A 15,554-nucleotide genomic window follows, 5' to 3' on the forward strand; every position below is an offset into this window, starting at 1 on the left:
GGCGTCTCGTCCTTCCGCAGCCATTCGGCTTACGTTATCTGGTGTTGCGCGGGTCAATCCAGCCGATATTGCCATCATCGCGACGGTATACGACGTTCACGCCCGCATGTCCTTCATTGCGAAACACCAGAAACTTCTGACTTGTCAGTTCCAACTGCATCACGGCCTCACCCACGGTGATCGACGGAATTTTGGCTTCCATCTCGGCAATGATAATCGGCTGTGGAACCCCGTTGTCGTCATCTTCCGGCTCTTCGGTTGGAGCGAGGATATATGACGAGCCTTCGCCGAATTCAACCGGCACCGGACGGCTGTGATGATGGTTGCGAATCCGCCGTTTATAGCGCCGCAACTGCTTGTCCATTTTCTCGCGGCAGGATTCAAACGCCGCGTAAATCTCGGTTGCGTGACCCTTGGCCTGGGCGTTCAGCCCGGTTGAAAGATGGATCACCGATTCGCAGACGAACTCATGCGCCGACTTGGAAAAAACGATGACAGCCTCGGTTGGGCGTTGGGCGTATTTCTCAACAACCTCGCCCAGTTCAGACTTTACATGAGTCTGCAAAGCCTCGCCGATGTCGATTTGTTTTCCGCTGATCTGGTAGCGCATAATGCCTCCTTTAGCGCATAGGGTCATAGACTTCCGCAGCACACGGAAGGGTTGACACTCTTTGATTTACAGTAAGTTAACGAGGCCAATCGCCACAAGTCGCGGGGCCTTTTAGGGGCCGCTTCCGTCTGATTGGGCAAGGCGCAATGGGCTCGCATCGTTATCATTTGGGGATGCAGGGGGGCACTTGTCAACAGGGCTGTCACGCCATTGTTAAACTTGCGCTAAATGATGCGGAAATTCTCGCCCAGATAGACCCGGCGCACCATTTCATCCTTGACGATTTCATCGGTGGTGCCGGTTTTCAGCACCACGCCATCGTGCAGAATATAGGCGCGGTCGACGATTTCCAGGGTTTCGCGCACGTTATGGTCGGTGATCAGCACGCCGATGCCACGCGATTTCAGATCATGCACAAGATGACGGATTTCACCGACCGCAATCGGATCAACCCCGGCGAAGGGTTCATCCAGCAGCAGATATTTCGGATCAGCCGCCAGACAGCGGGCGATTTCGACTCGGCGACGCTCACCCCCCGACAAGGCCAGCGCGGGTGCACGGCGCAGGTGGGTGATGGAAAACTCGGACAGCAGTTCTTCCAGCCGTTCGCGGCGCTTGTGGTGATCCCGCTCGCGGATCTCCAGCACGGCGAGGATGTTGTCTTCCACCGACAGCCCGCGAAAGATCGAGACTTCTTGCGGCAGATAGCCAATGCCCAGTTGCGCGCGGCGATACATCGGCAGGCTGGTGACATCCCGCCCGTCGATCATCACCTGCCCGCTTTCCGGCGTCACCAAACCGGCGATGGTGTAAAACATCGTGGTCTTGCCGCAGCCGTTCGGCCCCAGCAGCGCCACCACTTCACCGCGGTTCAGATGCAGCGACACATCGCGGATCACCGGACGGCGCTTGTAGCTTTTGCGGATATGGCGGATCGACAGGCCTGCATCGCCGTCAGTAACCGTCAAATCAAGCATCACTTCTTCCCCGGCACGAAGGTGGTTTTCACCCGGCCTTCCATGCGGCCCAAGCCAGTTTTCAGATCAATCACCAGCTTGCCCGCCGACATCGCGGCTTGGCCTTGGGTCAGCAACACGTTGCCGGTCATCACAACCTCACCCGAGGCAATGGTATAGACCGCGTTATCGGCCTGCGCCGCATCAGAGGCGTTGACCAGCAACACCTTGCCCGAGGCATACAATGTCTCAATGCTGGTCTTGTCAGCGCCGTAAGCGACACGCACCTCATTGGCCGACATCTTCATCGCGCCCTGGGACACCACAACATTGCCAGAAAACACCGCCGTACCATCGGCTTGGCTCACGGTCAGCGTATCGGCGTTCATTTCGACCTGTGCGGTGGTGTCACCTTTCAGCCCACCAAAAGCCACCTGTGCCCCCTCGGCCAAAGCAGATTGCGCAAGGCTTAAAACCAGCGCGGCGGAACAAGCGATATTACGAAGCATTGCAAAATCCTGTCATCTACCCGGCTGGTATAGCAGCCGCACCTTGCCATTGAAAACCAGAAGATACGGCCCCGCCGCAGCCCGCTGGGAAAGCACCATATGATCCGCCGTCAACTGCCCGCCGGGACCAACTGCGCTGATCGGGCCACGGCTTTCGACGCGGGTGTCGGCGGTCGAAACGCCAAAACCCTGCGCCTGCACCACATAGCCATTCGAGGCGCGCAATTCAGCCCCATCGGTCAATTCGATCATCTTTTGCGCAGAATCCAACGTCACCGCAGCCGAGGCGAGTTCGGTTTTCGCGCCGTCAGGCGTTTGCAACAGCCCCTGCACCAGCTTTAACGCACCGCCCTCTGCCGTCGGTTTCGCCTCGCCCGCCTGAATGCTCAGCGCCGCCCCGTCCGAGGTCATGCCGGCAAACCCCGCATCCGTCATCTTCGGATCGCGCAAGCGGTCCTCCACATCGACCGTCGCATAGGGGATCGCATCTTCAGGATTGATCTTGCGCGAGAATAAAAACAGCGTCGACAGCAGCACCAGCGCGATCAGTGGCAGCAGCACCTTCAGCACCGACACGAGCCGCGAGTGCCACATATCCCGGCGCGGAATCGCCATCAGATCACCCCTGCGCGCAAACAATCATGGATATGCACGATGCCAAGCGCTTGCCCCGGTGCCGCAGGATCAACCGCGAACAGGCAGGTGATCTTGCGCTCGTTCATCACGAGCATTGCCGCTTCGGCCAAAGCATCCGGCGCCACCGTGGCAGGGGCACGGGTCATCACTGCCCCCGCCGTCAGGCTCAACAGCCGGTCCATATGACGGCGTAAATCGCCATCGGTGATGATCCCCACCAGTGCACCCGCCTCGGTCACCCCCACCACGCCAAAGCCCATCTGGCTGATCACCAGCAACGCCTCGGTCATCGGGCTGTTGGTCTCGATCAGCGGCAGGTCGACATGCATCAGATCGCGGACTTTCAGCAGCTTTGCCCCCAGCTTGCCGCCGGGATGAAACAGCCGGAAATGCTCGGGCGTAAAGGCGCGGTGTTTCATCAGAGCAATCGCCAAAGCATCGCCCAAAGCGAGCATCATCGTGGTCGAGGTGGTCGGCACAATCCCCGTCTCACAGGCTTCCGGCGCATCGGGCAATAAGATCGCCACATCCGATTGCCGCACCAGCGTGCTATCCGCCCGCGACGCGACAGCAATCAACGGAATTCCGAACCGCCGCGTGTGGGCAATGATATCCGCCAGTTCCACCGTCTCGCCCGAGTTCGACAGCACCAGTGACACATCGCCCTTGGTCAGCATCCCCAGATCACCATGGCTGGCTTCGCCCGGATGCACGAAATGCGCGGGCGTGCCGGTGCTGGCCAAAGTTGCCGCGATCTTGCGCGCGACATGCCCCGATTTCCCCATCCCCGAAACGATCACACGGCCGGTCGCCGCCATGATCAGGTCTGCTGCTTGCGCGAAGCTTGGCCCCAGATGATCGGCCAAGATCAGCAAAGCCTCGGCCTCGCGCCGGATCACCCGTTGCCCGGCGGCCAGAAGATCTGTGGGGTGCAGATCAGTGGTGGAAAAGGTCATTCGGCTCGTCCCATCCCAAAAGATCCAACTCGGCGCGGGTGGGCAGGAAATCGAAACACCGTTGCGCCAGATCAAGCCTGTCTTCGCGGATCAAGATAGCCTCCAGCGCCTTCATCAGCTTGTGCAGATACAAAACGTCCGACGCTGCATATTCCTTTTGCGCGTCCGTCAGCATGAGCGAACCCCAATCCGAGGTCTGCTGTTGCTTGGACACATCCACCCCCACCAACTCGTTCAGCAGGTATTTCAGCCCATGCCGATCGGTGAACGTGCGGATCAACTTCGCCGCGATTTTGGTGCACCACACTGGCGCGGTCGTCACCCCAAACGCCTGTTTCATCGCGGCCACGTCAAAGCGGCCAAAGTGGAACAGCTTGATCACGTCCGGGTCAGTCAACAACGCCTCAAGGTTCGGGGCCGATTTCTGCCCCTTGGCGATCTGCACCAGATGCGCATTGCCATCCCCCGACGACAGCTGCACCAGACACAGCCGATCCCGCATCGGGTTCAGCCCCATGGTTTCGGTATCAATGGCCACAACCCGGCCAAGTTTCAGCCCAGCGGGCAGGTCGTTTTGGTAAAGATGAATGGCCAAGGATGACGCCTTTTTTACAATATCGTAGGATGCCATGGTGATAGGCGCAAACCCCCGCAAACTCAACCAGCCCCGCATGGATTGAGTTAAAGCGCCGAAAGCGCGGGATCTGCGCCTGCGGTGGTTCGCAGAAGCCCGTTTTTCGGGGCTAATTGGCCAAGGGCGCCCAAAGCGCCAGATCTTAACTAATCCCTAACGCCAACACGTTAACAAGCTGATATAAAACAATAAAATATGGTCCCGTGTTGGGACCGCTGCTTCAGGCGGTGTTGCGCGCCAGACGCGCCGCAGTTTGCAACGCCTTGAACGCTTCATACCGACTGTTATGTACGGCAATGTGCTGCCCCGTGCTGGGCGGAAAGCTTTGCTTTGGCCTCGACATCGCCACCATCGCCTGCGGTATCGAGCCTTGCAGCCCGCCGGCCACCGCCGCCAAGATCGCCGAACCCAGCAGCACGGGCTCCTCCGCCTCGGTCGCTACAACCGTCACCCCGGTGCTATCAGCCAGCAGTTGGCGTACCAGATCATGCTGCCCCGCGCCGCCACTGATCATCACCCGCTTAATCGGCGCACCATGCGCGGTTTGGGTATCGATGATCTGCCGCAGCCCATAGCCGATGCCGCACAGACCGGCGACATAGAGCTGCACGAGGCTGGCGAGATCTTCTGCCATCCCCAAGCCCGCAATCAATGCACGGGCGTGCGGATCAGCAAACGGTGCGCGGTTGCCCAAGAACTCTGGCACCACATGCACGCCTCCGGCCAGATCAACCGCATCCGACAGCGTGGCCGAGGCCTCCGCCGCCTGATTGGCCAGCCACACCGCCAGCGGCAGGCCCGCAGCCTTGGCCGCAGTTTTCGCGTCGGCATGGGCGGGGTGCAGCTTCAGCAAGTGGTCAATCGCGGCCCCGGCTGCGGATTGGCCGCCTTCGTTCAACCACATCCCCGGCACCATCGCCGAGAAATACGGCCCCCAAACGCCGGGGACGAATTGCGGCTCTGCCGTGGTGGTCATCGTGCAGGACGAGGTGCCAAAGACATAAGCCATATTTTCGGTTGCATCCGCGCCCATCGCGCCCACTGTGCCGACACCGCCTGCGTGGGCATCAATCAGGCCAGCGCCGACCGGAGTTCCTGGGCGCAGTCCAAGGTCATTGGCGGCTTGGACGGTTAGCCCTTGCGCCAGCGCGGTGCCGGGTTCCACCATCTCAGTTCCGATACGCGCAAAGCCCTCATCGGCCAGAACGCCCAGTCCGATCTGCTGAAAGTAACTCGCATCCCAGCGTTTTTCATGCGCGAGGTAGGTCCATTTGCAAGTGACGGTGCAGGTCGAACGCGCGCGGCTGCCGCTGGCTTTCCACGTCAGGAAATCTGCCAGATCAAAGAAATCATGGCCCGCATCAAAGATTTCCGGGCGGTTTTCGCGCAGCCATAACAGCTTTGGCGTCTCCATTTCCGGCGAAATCACGCCGCCGACATATTTTAGCACATCATGCCCAGCTGCATTGATCCGCTCGGCTTGCGGCACCGCGCGGTGATCCATCCAGACGATGATATTGCGGCTCGGGTCTTCAGATGGCCCGACCGCCAGCGGCACGCCGCCCGCGCCCAAAACCACCAGCGAACAGGTGGCATCAAAGCCGACACCCGCCACCTCCGCAGGATCAATCCCCGCCGCCTGCATCGCATCCTTCACTGATTGGCACACCGCTTCCCAGACCTGATCCGAGGATTGCTCGACAATCGACCCGGCCTCTTGCCACATCGTCACATCGGCTTTGGCCGAGGCAAGCATCGCACCTTTTGCGTCGAATACCCCGGCGCGCGCGCTGCCCGTGCCTACGTCAATGCCGATCAGATACATGCTACAGGTCCACCGAGTTGGGCAGGATCACCAGATCCCGGATCGTCACATTGCGCGGACGCGTCAACATGAACAAGACCGCATCGGCGACTTCTTTCGGCATCATCAGGCTGCCATTGGCAAGCGCCTCGTCCATCTTCGCCTTTGGCCAATCATCCAGCAAAGCCGTCACCACCGGGCCGGGACAAACCGCGCCCACCCGGATGCCATGTTTGGCGACCTGACGGCGCACGGTATGCACAAACGCCTGCACCGCGAATTTCGACGCGGTGTAGATCGGCTCCCACACCACAGGCACGATCCCCGCGATGGAACTGGTCATGATAATGTCACCCGTCTGGCGTTCCACCATATGCGGCAACACGGCTTGCACGGCGCGGAACGAGGCGTTGATGTTCAGGTTCAGCATCCGATCCCATACATCTGGATCGCCCGTGACGACGTCACCGCCAACGTAAGCCCCTGCATTGGCGTGGAAAATATCGAGGCTGCCCGCCTTCGCCAAAATCTGCGGCATCATCGTCGCCACGCTGGCCGGGTTGGCGAGGTCAATCACCAAGGGGATGGCGTCGGCCCCAAGCTCGGCACACAACGCCGCCAGCTTGTCTTCGGCGCGGTCGATCAGCACCACCCGCGCCCCGGCCTTCAGCATAGACCGCGCACATTCCAGCCCGATCCCCGAGGCCGCCCCGGTGACAGCGGCGACTTTTCCGTTCAATTCTTGCGACATCATCATATCCTTGGATTAAGCCCGGCCATGCGAGGCGCGGCTTTGGCGGGCAAGGCTGTCGACGATCACGGCGATGGCCAGAACCGCCCCGGTGATCATGTAGCGCAGGCTTGAGGACAGGTTCAGCAGGGTCAGCCCGTTGGCAATCGACTGGATCACGATGATGCCCAGCAGCGCCGAGAACGCGGTGCCACGGCCACCGAACAGGCTGGTGCCGCCGATCACTGCCGCAGCAATCGCGTTCAGGTTGACGTCGCCCGTCCCGGCCTGCTGGCTGGACGAGGCCAGACGTGCCGCCGACAGAACACCACCCAGCGCGGCCAGCGCCGAACACAGCATAAACGCGCTGATATAGATGCCGCGCACATTGATGCCCGCCCGGCGTGCCGCTTCGGCATTGCCGCCGACAGCTTTCATCGAGCGCCCCCATTGCGTGCGGGTCAGCGCGTAATTCATCGCCAGAACCAGCGCCACGAACAGTGCAAACATCCACGGCACACCCCGGCCAAGCGACAGGTAGGCAACGATCGCCAGCAAAGCGATGGTGGTCAGCACGGCTTTGATAAAAAGCCCCGTTGACGACCCCGCCGACAGATTGGCCGCCCTACGGCGCGCATTGGTCGACCGCCCCACCACCAGCATCACAATCCCCGGTATCAGCGCCAAAGTATAAGACAGCCAAGCGGGCAGGATCAAAAGCTGACCGAACTCAACCATTTTCGAGCCATACGGCAGGTTGATCGACCCGGTTGCGCCCAGCATGTACAACTGCAAGCCCAGCAGGGCCAAAAGCCCCGACAGGGTAGAGACGAAACTCGGCATCCCTAGGCGATTGCGCAGGGTGGCATAAACCGCGCCGATCAGCGCACCCAAGGCCACAGCAGTGCCAATCGCCACGGGCAAAGGCACGCCCTGATTGACCCAAAGCACCCCGATCAGCGCAGAACCCACCCCGCTCATCGAGCCCACCGACAGATCAATCTCGCCCAGCATCAGCACGCAGACGATGCCCAAGGCGATCACTCCGGTGGTGGAGCAATCAAACAGCAGGTTCACAAGGTTGTTCGGCGACAGGAAAATCGGGTTTAGGGCGGTGAACACCGTCCAGATGATCGCCAACCCCACGACCACGGGCAAAGACCCCAGATCGCCGGATTTTACCCGATCCATGAAGGCTTTCACGCTGCCGGAAAGCCCGGTTGCATGGGTCACGCGCGCGTCGGCACGGTCTAGTTGTGGGTTCATAGCGGCTCTCCTGCGGCTTCGCGCAGACGGTCAGCCCGGCGCGAGACGGCGTTATCGGTGGCCCCTGTGATGGCCCCCACAAGGTCTTGATTGCTGGCATCCGGCGTGAACACACCATTGTTGCGCCCCAAGCGCAGCACAACGATACGGTCGGCCACAGCGCGCACGTCTTCCATATTGTGGCTGATCATAATGACGCCAAGGCCCTTGTCGCGGACGCGTTCCACAAGGTTCAGAACCTCGGCGGTCTGCGCCACGCCCAAGGCGGCGGTGGGTTCATCCAGCATGATGATCTTGGGGTTCAGCAACAGCGACCGCGCAATGGCCACCGTCTGTCGCTGCCCGCCCGAAAGCGAAGCAATCGGTTCGCGCACCGAAGGGATGCGGGCGGCGAGTTCATTTAACAGTGTCCAGGCCCGCACCTCCATCGCGACTTCATCCAGTCGCAACGGGTTCAATTCTTGACCCAGAAAGATATTCGCCACCACATCCAGATTTTCGCACAAGGCCAAATCCTGAAACACCGTGGCAATCCCCAACTGTAACGCCGCCGCAGGGCTGGCCATCGTCACGGGTTTGCCCTGAAACTCGATGCTGCCCGACGAGGCCTGATGCACCCCGGCCAGCACCTTGACCAGCGTCGATTTGCCGGCGCCATTGTCGCCGACCAAGGCCACGACTTCGCCTGCATGGACATCAAGATCAATATCCGTCAGCGCCGACACCGCGCCGAAATTCTTGGAAATGCCGCGCAAGGAAAGCAGCAGCTCTCCGGGGGCTTTGCGGGTCTGGGATCGGTCCGACATGGCGGCTCCTTTCAAAGCGATGAAGTCCGTCTGGGCCGGGGAGGGCGGCCCAGACGGTGGGGTTGCGGTTACTTGATGCCAAGCTCCGCACAGCCAGCGGCATAGCGATCCACACACAGCTCGGCTGCGGTCAGGATGCCTTTGTCGATGATCTCGGCTTTCAGGTTTTCGCGGGTCACAACGGCGGGGACGAACAACTGCGATGGTGTGTCATAGAGGCTCATTTCCGCTTTCGGCGTTTCGCCATTCAGGAACTGCACGGCGATATTGGCCGCAGCGGCTGCCACGATTTCCGAAGGTTTGGAAATCGTGTTGTACTGGTCGCCCGCAATGATCAACTGCAGCGCCGCCAAAGTCGCATCGTTGCCGGTCACGGGCGGCACCGGATCAACGCCCGCCGCTTTGAAGGCTGCAACCGCACCGCCGCCGGTGCCGTCATTCGCGGCCACCACACCGATGATGTCAGCCCCGAACCGAGTGATCTGGCCCGCTGCCCATTCCTGCGCTTTCGGCGGCGCCCAATCTGGGGTGTCGAACTCGGCCAAAGTCGCATAACCGCTGGCAGCAATACCCTCGTGGATACCGTCTTTGATCAACCCAGCGGCTGCATCGGTGGGCGAGCCGTTGATCTGCAACACGCCGCCCTTGTCGGTGGGCAGGCCCAGATCCTTTAGGTGCGCCATCAACGATTCCGCAATCGCCTTGCCGATGCCTTTGTTATCAAAAGAAACATAGTAATCTGCGGGCTTGTCGGGGATCGGGCGGTCATAGGCGATCACCTTGATGCCTTGGCTTTGCGCAAGGCTGACCAAAGCCGCAGCCGCACTGCTGTCGACCGGGTCAAGCACGATCACTTTCGCGCCTTGGGTAATCACCGAGTTGAACTGCTGCTGTTGCAGCGCCACATCGGCATTGGCGTTTTGATAGATCACCGTGCAATCGGCACACAGCTTTTTCATCTCGGCTTCAAAGCCGGGGAAATCGTGCTGCTCGTAGCGGGTCGAGGCTTGGTCGGGCATCAAAAACGCCACGGTGCCCGCGGTTTGCGCGAAAGCCGCGCCCGAAATCAGGGCAGTCGACAGCGCCAAGGCCCCCGTCAGGTGCGATACGATAAGTTTCATTGGTCGTCCTCCATGTTGACCGGTTTTGATGGAACCTCGGCGGCGCGGGTCAGCACCGCCGAGGCTTATCGGCTTGTCATCAGGCAAAGCACGGCCCTGCGGAGGCAGTAGGGTTCTGCCACCGTTGCCATTTGCCTTCCGTCAAGCCGGATCTTCGCCAGAAGCGGCACCTGCGGATTTCCTCCTGCCCGCAGGTTTGGCCTATGGCCGAATAGGTTCAGGCCGCAAGGGCCCCGTGTTGGTTCTCCGCCAGCAAGTCCCGAAACCGCGAGGGCGTCATGCCCTTTTGCGCCTGAAACTGCCGGTTAAAGTTGGATATGTTGTTGAAACCAGACGAAAAACACACATCGGTGATCTTCATCTCATCCTTGTCCATCAGCAACTGACAGGCCAGGTTGATCCGCAAACGGTTGACGTATTTCACCAAAGCTTGGCCCGTGTGGCGGCGAAAGCTGCGCGAAAATGCCGAAGGCGAAAGCCCCGCGATCGCGGCCAGATCGGTTTCGGTGAAAGGCTCGGTCAGGTTGGCGTTGATATAGGCCAGCGCCTCATTGATGCCCGTAGACATAAAACCAGAAGGATCGGGCAGGTAATTCGTCGAGGTCAGTGTGGTCACTTCAGCCCGCTGCAACAGGCCCAGCAGACCGATGAACACCTCAATCCGCCGAATGCCCTGCGCGGTCACAAGTTCGGCCAACATTGGTGCAGCGGCTTCGGCGGTGGCTGGGCTGAACAGCGCCCCTTGACGGCTGATTTCCAGCAGCCCTTCACAGGCGGCCAATTCCGGCAGAAGTGCCATCGCATCGCCGATAAACTCTTCGGTGAACTGCAACACCCTGCCGCGCAACGGCACGCTTTCACCCGTAGCCAGATGGCTGACCCAGTTGTGTGGCAGGTTCGGCCCCGTCAGCACCAGATTTCCCGGCTCAAAATTGCCAATGAAATCGCCGACGAAATAGTGGCCCGACGTCGCCACCACATGATGAATTTCGTATTCCGGGTGAAAATGCCAGCGCACCGTATGGTACGGATAGCCATGCGCCCAAGCCTTGAAAGATTCCGACCGCCCAATCTGGACGACCTCTAGATCCGGTTTCATCCGCGTCTCCTCCCTGCGCAAATCCAGACTCAAGGCCCGGTGATTGCGTCGTCTTGCCCTGTCGGTTGCTCCATGGCATCTGACAAAGTTAACAGGGCTGATCGGGGCAGACTACTACGGCAGCACGCTTCGGCTGATACTTTTTTGCCGATTTTGGCCAAATTCGGCTGCAATATTGCGATGCTTGGCGGAAGGCTGCATTATGGGCGCGGCAGAGGTGGTGAAAGAATCAGCCATTGCGCCCAGGCAATGGCGAGTCGATGCCCCCTCCAGCAGCACAGTCACCTCATCGGCGCGTTTCAGAAGGTGAATCGCAAACCGTGCCGTCTTTGATTCAGCCCCTGCAGCAAGACAAAGCTGATTATCCCCCGGCAAAGCACCGCCCGCCCAAGCTTGACGCAAGGTTGCCAAATGGGCGTCGTAAACCCGATGCCGATCCGCAAAACTCTGCCCAAAGGCGGTGACCAGTGACGGCATGCTGCAAAACCCACGCCAAGCTGCAACCGCCCCTTTGACAGCGCATCGGTCACCGCCGCATCCCCCCCCCCGCACTGGGCCCTCCATCATCAAGGTCACTGCCCCGGCTGGCGGGATTGCCCGCGCTCTCAACTGCCGTGATCCGCGAGGCGACGAATGAGCATGAGGCGCTATGAGATAGCTTGAGAGCAATTCGTCTACCAAGCACGCAAAAGTGGAGAAGGCGGTGGGTCGGAAAAGACGAAAGCCGCGTAACCCTTTAAGGATACGCGGCTTTTCGCATAGTAATGGTGCCCAGGAGAGGACTCGAACCTCCACGTCTTGCAACACTGGTACCTGAAACCAGCGCGTCTACCAATTCCGCCACCAGGGCAAGTGTCGTGAAGGCGATGTAGCCAAGCCGGATGGGGGAGTCAACGGTGCCCAAAAGAAAATCTGGGCGGCCGCACAGAAAATCTGGAAAATCTGTCGCGGTGAATAGACTTGCCGCTGTGGCCCGGTCAGATTATTCAGTCGGAAACGCAAAGCACGGCCAAAGGGGGTTCGCATGAGCAAACTTGTCACGATCTACGGCGGATCGGGTTTTGTCGGCCGCTACATCGCGCGCCGGATGGCGAAAGAGGGCTGGCGCGTCCGCGTCGCCTGCCGCCGCCCGAACCAGGCGTTGTTCGTCAAACCCTACGGCACCCCCGGCCAAGTTGACCCGGTGTTCTGCAATATCCGCGACGATGCCTCGGTTCTGGCCGCAATGGCCGGATCGGATGCCGTGGTGAACTGCGTCGGCACCTTTGATCGCGGCGGTAAGAACAACTTCATCGCCGTTCAATCCGAAGGCGCCGCCCGCATCGCCCGCCTTGCTGCCCGGCAAGGCATCGCTGCCCTCGTGCATATCTCGGCGATCGGTGCCGATGTGAACGGTGCCAGCCTTTACGCCCAATCCAAAGGCGCAGGCGAAGCCGCCATTCTTGCAGCCTTCCCCACGGCAATGATCCTGCGGCCTTCGGTGATTTTCGGCAATGAAGATGGCTTCTTTAACCGCTTCGGGGCGATGGCCCGCTTGGGGCCGATCCTGCCCTTGGTCGGCGGCAACACCAAATTCCAGCCGGTCTATGTCGATGACGTCGCCCAAGCCGCCGTCAAAGGCATCAAGGGCGAGGCGCGTGGCATCTATGAACTCGGCGGCCCCGATGTGGAAACCTTCCGCACCATCATCACCAAAATGCTTGGCGTGATCCGCCGTCGCCGTCTGGTGCTGAACCTGCCGTTCCCCATCGCTTTGATTCCGGCCACCCTGCTTGATTTCGCGTCCTTCGCGACGGGCGGCATTTTCAAGAACAGCATGATCACCCGCGATCAAGTCGCCTCCCTGCGCAGCGACAACACCGTCGCCCCCGGCGCGAAAACCTTGGCTGACCTGGGCATCACCGCCACCGATTACGCGTCGGTGATCCCGGAATACCTCTGGCGCTACCGCCCCTCTGGCCAATACGCAGCCATCAAAGAATCGGCGAAGCACCTGAAGAAGGTCTAAATTTTGGAACACACCCTGACCGCCGCCCTGCTTGGTCTGCTCGAGGGGTTGACCGAATTTATCCCGGTATCCTCAACGGGCCACCTGCTGCTGGCAGGCCATTTTCTTGGCTTCCAATCCGCAGGCAAGACGTTCGAGGTGGTGATCCAGCTTGGCGCAGTCCTTGCCATTCTTACCGTCTATTTCGGCAAACTCGTCACCGTGTTCGGCACCGCCCACCGCGACCCTGCCGCGATGCGTTTCATCGTATCGGTGCTGCTGGCCTTCCTTCCGGCGGTGGTGATCGGCGTGATTGCCCACGATTTCATCAAAACCGTGCTGTTCGAATCGCCGATGCTGATCGCCATCATGCTGATCGTGGGCGGGATCGTCCTGCTGTTTGTCGAACGCATCGCCCCGCCCGCCACCATCGACAGTGCCGAAACCATCCCGTTCCGCAAAGCCCTCGCCATTGGCTTGATCCAGTGTCTTGCCATGGTCCCCGGCGTTTCGCGCTCTGGCTCTACGATCATCGGGGCATTGATGCTGGGGGTCTCAAAACGCGCCGCGGCTGAGTTTTCGTTCTTCCTGTCGCTGCCGACAATGGCTGGGGCCGTCGCGTACGACATCTACAAATCCCGCCACATCCTCGACTTCTCGGCGTGGTCCGACATTTCTGTAGGCTTTGTCGTGGCGTTCCTCACCGCCGTATTCGTGGTGCGTGGCCTGCTAAATTTCGTCAGCCGTAACGGCTTCGCGCCCTTCGCATGGTGGCGAATCATCATCGGATCACTTGCCCTCGGGGCACTTTTGGCAGGGTTCTAGGTCGATAGGTATCACGTGCTGACATAATATTGATGATATCAGTCAGAAATGTTGACCTGCCATCGAAAAAACCCAAACATAGGTCAGTCATGATGACTTTTATTTAACTCCGTTCCAAAGTATCAACGCCCGACAGTGACATTCCACCTAAGGGGCAGATTATGGCCGGGCAGAAAATGCTGAAATTCGTGACACTGGGCAAAGAGATGCCCACCAAGCGCGAAGCCGACCTCCGCAGCCATGATTTCGATGAAATCTATCGCCAATTCGCGGTCGATAAAGCCGCCGAGCAGGCGTCGCGGTGCAGCCAATGCGGCGTGCCGTATTGTCAGTCACACTGCCCGTTGCACAACAACATCCCCGACTGGCTGCGCCTCACCGCCGAGGGCCGCTTGGAAGAAGCCTACGAGCTTTCCCAAGCCACCAACACCTTCCCGGAAATCTGCGGCCGCATCTGCCCGCAAGACCGCCTCTGTGAAGGCAACTGTGTGATTGAGCAATCCGGCCACGGCACCGTCACCATCGGCGCGGTCGAGAAATACCTCACCGACAAAGCCTGGGAAATGGGCTGGGTCAAACCGATCAAAGCCCACACCCAGCGCATGGAATCCGTCGGCATCATCGGCGCTGGCCCCGGTGGCCTCGCCGCCGCCGATGTGCTGCGCCGCGCAGGCGTGCAAGTCACCGTCTACGACCGCTACGACCGCGCAGGCGGCCTGCTCACCTACGGCATCCCCGGTTTCAAACTGGAAAAACCCGTGGTCATGCAGCGCATTGAGCAGCTTGAAATCGCAGGCGTCACCTTCGTGCTGAACTGCAAAGTCGGCGAAGACCTGTCCTTCGACGCCATTCGTGGCCAACATGACGCCATTCTGATCGCCACCGGAGTCTACAAAGCCCGCGACATCGAAGCCCCGGGCGTCGGGGCCAAAGGCGTCGTCCGCGCGCTGGATTACCTTACCGCCTCCAACCGCAAATCTTTCGGCGATGATGTGGTCGAATTTGACTCGGGCGAACTCAATGCCGACGGCAAACGCGTCGTCGTCATCGGCGGCGGTGACACCGCGATGGACTGTGTACGCACCGCGATCCGTCAGGGCGCCACTTCGGTGAAATGCCTTTACCGCCGCGACAGAGCCAACATGCCGGGCAGCCAGCGCGAAACCCAAAACGCCGAGGAAGAAGGCGTCGAGTTCGTCTGGCTCTCGGCCCCGAAAGGCTTCACCGGCGGCACCACGGTTGAGGGTGTCATGGTGCAAAAAATGCGCCTTGGCTCACCGGATTCCTCTGGCCGCCAAACCCCCGAACTGATCGAGGGTGCCGATTACATCGAGCCCGCTGATCTCGTCGTGCAAGCCCTTGGCTTCGAGCCCGAAGCGATCCAAACCCTGTGGGGCGTTCCTGACCTCGCCGTCACCCGCTGGGGTACCATTAAGGCTGACTTCCGCAGCCACGCCACCTCGCTCGCCGGCGTCTACGCCGCAGGCGACATCGTGCGCGGAGCCTCGCTCGTCGTCTGGGCCATCCGCGACGGGCGCGATGCCGCCGACTCTATCTTGGCATATCTGGCGCAACCTGCTTCGGTTGCGGCAGAGTGATCGCACAGATCGCACCC

16 protein-coding genes and 1 tRNA gene are annotated in these 15,554 nt (G+C 60.3%); 3 read left to right on the forward strand and 14 right to left on the reverse strand.

Features of this window, described 5'->3' with window-relative positions; genetic code table 11:
• Window positions 1–34: 34 nt before the first annotated feature.
• The 14 genes from hpf to Q7V03_RS02335 all read right to left on the reverse strand — a co-directional run bounded on the left by hpf (window position 35) and on the right by Q7V03_RS02335 (window position 11,977).
• Complete coding sequence (gene hpf, locus Q7V03_RS02270) at window positions 35–610, reverse strand: ribosome hibernation-promoting factor, HPF/YfiA family (protein WP_304923988.1); 576 nt, start codon at window positions 608–610, stop codon at window positions 35–37.
• A gap of 224 nt (window positions 611–834) precedes the next feature.
• Window positions 835–1,587, reverse strand: a complete 753-nt coding sequence (lptB, locus tag Q7V03_RS02275; RefSeq protein WP_304923989.1) for an LPS export ABC transporter ATP-binding protein — start codon at window positions 1,585–1,587, stop codon at window positions 835–837.
• On the reverse strand, window positions 1,587–2,075 hold the full coding sequence (locus Q7V03_RS02280) for an LptA/OstA family protein (protein WP_304923990.1): 489 nt from the start codon (window positions 2,073–2,075) through the stop codon (window positions 1,587–1,589). Before Q7V03_RS02280 ends, lptB begins: the two co-directional genes overlap by 1 nt.
• 12 nt (window positions 2,076–2,087) lie before the next feature.
• Window positions 2,088–2,690: a hypothetical protein gene (locus Q7V03_RS02285; protein ID WP_304923991.1), complete on the reverse strand. Its 603-nt coding sequence runs from the start codon at window positions 2,688–2,690 to the stop codon at window positions 2,088–2,090.
• On the reverse strand, window positions 2,690–3,667 hold the full coding sequence (locus tag Q7V03_RS02290) for an SIS domain-containing protein (RefSeq protein WP_304923992.1): 978 nt from the start codon (window positions 3,665–3,667) through the stop codon (window positions 2,690–2,692). Before Q7V03_RS02290 ends, Q7V03_RS02285 begins: the two co-directional genes overlap by 1 nt.
• Window positions 3,648–4,262 carry a ribonuclease D gene (locus Q7V03_RS02295; protein ID WP_304923993.1) on the reverse strand — a complete coding sequence of 205 codons (615 nt, stop codon included), beginning with the start codon at window positions 4,260–4,262 and terminating at the stop codon, window positions 3,648–3,650. The genes Q7V03_RS02290 and Q7V03_RS02295 overlap by 20 nt, the downstream gene beginning before the upstream one ends.
• Before the next feature lie 259 nt (window positions 4,263–4,521).
• The gene (locus tag Q7V03_RS02300; RefSeq protein WP_304923994.1) at window positions 4,522–6,126 is read right to left on the reverse strand and encodes an FGGY-family carbohydrate kinase; all 1,605 of its coding nucleotides are present in this window, start codon (window positions 6,124–6,126) and stop codon (window positions 4,522–4,524) included.
• 1 nt (window position 6,127) lies between these two features.
• Window positions 6,128–6,856, reverse strand: coding sequence for an SDR family oxidoreductase (locus Q7V03_RS02305; protein ID WP_304923995.1), 729 nt, complete (start codon window positions 6,854–6,856; stop codon window positions 6,128–6,130).
• Window positions 6,857–6,871: 15 nt separating this feature from the next.
• Window positions 6,872–8,101 carry a sugar ABC transporter permease gene (locus Q7V03_RS02310; RefSeq protein WP_304923996.1) on the reverse strand — a complete coding sequence of 410 codons (1,230 nt, stop codon included), beginning with the start codon at window positions 8,099–8,101 and terminating at the stop codon, window positions 6,872–6,874.
• Entirely contained in the window at window positions 8,098–8,907 is an 810-nt protein-coding gene (locus Q7V03_RS02315; protein ID WP_304923997.1) for an ATP-binding cassette domain-containing protein, read from the reverse strand. The genes Q7V03_RS02310 and Q7V03_RS02315 overlap by 4 nt, the downstream gene beginning before the upstream one ends.
• 68 nt (window positions 8,908–8,975) lie before the next feature.
• A complete protein-coding gene (locus Q7V03_RS02320; protein WP_304923998.1) occupies window positions 8,976–10,028 on the reverse strand; it encodes a sugar ABC transporter substrate-binding protein in 1,053 nt (350 codons plus the stop codon).
• Between the two features lie 217 nt (window positions 10,029–10,245).
• A complete protein-coding gene (locus tag Q7V03_RS02325) occupies window positions 10,246–11,127 on the reverse strand; it encodes an AraC family transcriptional regulator (RefSeq protein WP_304923999.1) in 882 nt (293 codons plus the stop codon).
• A 114-nt stretch (window positions 11,128–11,241) separates the two neighbouring features.
• Window positions 11,242–11,604 (reverse strand): hypothetical protein, encoded by a 363-nt coding sequence (locus Q7V03_RS02330; RefSeq protein WP_304924000.1) that lies wholly within the window; start codon window positions 11,602–11,604, stop codon window positions 11,242–11,244.
• Window positions 11,605–11,892: 288 nt separating this feature from the next.
• Window positions 11,893–11,977: transfer RNA gene (locus Q7V03_RS02335), tRNA-Leu, on the reverse strand.
• Window positions 11,978–12,151: 174 nt separating this feature from the next.
• On the opposite strand from Q7V03_RS02335, the gene Q7V03_RS02340 reads away from it, so the two are divergent.
• The 3 genes from Q7V03_RS02340 to Q7V03_RS02350 all read left to right on the forward strand — a co-directional run bounded on the left by Q7V03_RS02340 (window position 12,152) and on the right by Q7V03_RS02350 (window position 15,537).
• Entirely contained in the window at window positions 12,152–13,135 is a 984-nt protein-coding gene (locus Q7V03_RS02340; RefSeq protein WP_304924001.1) for a complex I NDUFA9 subunit family protein, read from the forward strand.
• A 3-nt stretch (window positions 13,136–13,138) separates the two neighbouring features.
• A complete protein-coding gene (locus Q7V03_RS02345; protein WP_370651062.1) occupies window positions 13,139–13,939 on the forward strand; it encodes an undecaprenyl-diphosphate phosphatase in 801 nt (266 codons plus the stop codon).
• Between the two features lie 161 nt (window positions 13,940–14,100).
• Window positions 14,101–15,537 (forward strand): NAD(P)-dependent oxidoreductase, encoded by a 1,437-nt coding sequence (locus tag Q7V03_RS02350; RefSeq protein ID WP_304924002.1) that lies wholly within the window; start codon window positions 14,101–14,103, stop codon window positions 15,535–15,537.
• The last annotated feature ends 17 nt before the right edge of the window (window positions 15,538–15,554 follow it).

The organism is Cypionkella sp. (genome assembly GCF_030652235.1).
Lineage (GTDB): Bacteria > Pseudomonadota > Alphaproteobacteria > Rhodobacterales > Rhodobacteraceae > Cypionkella.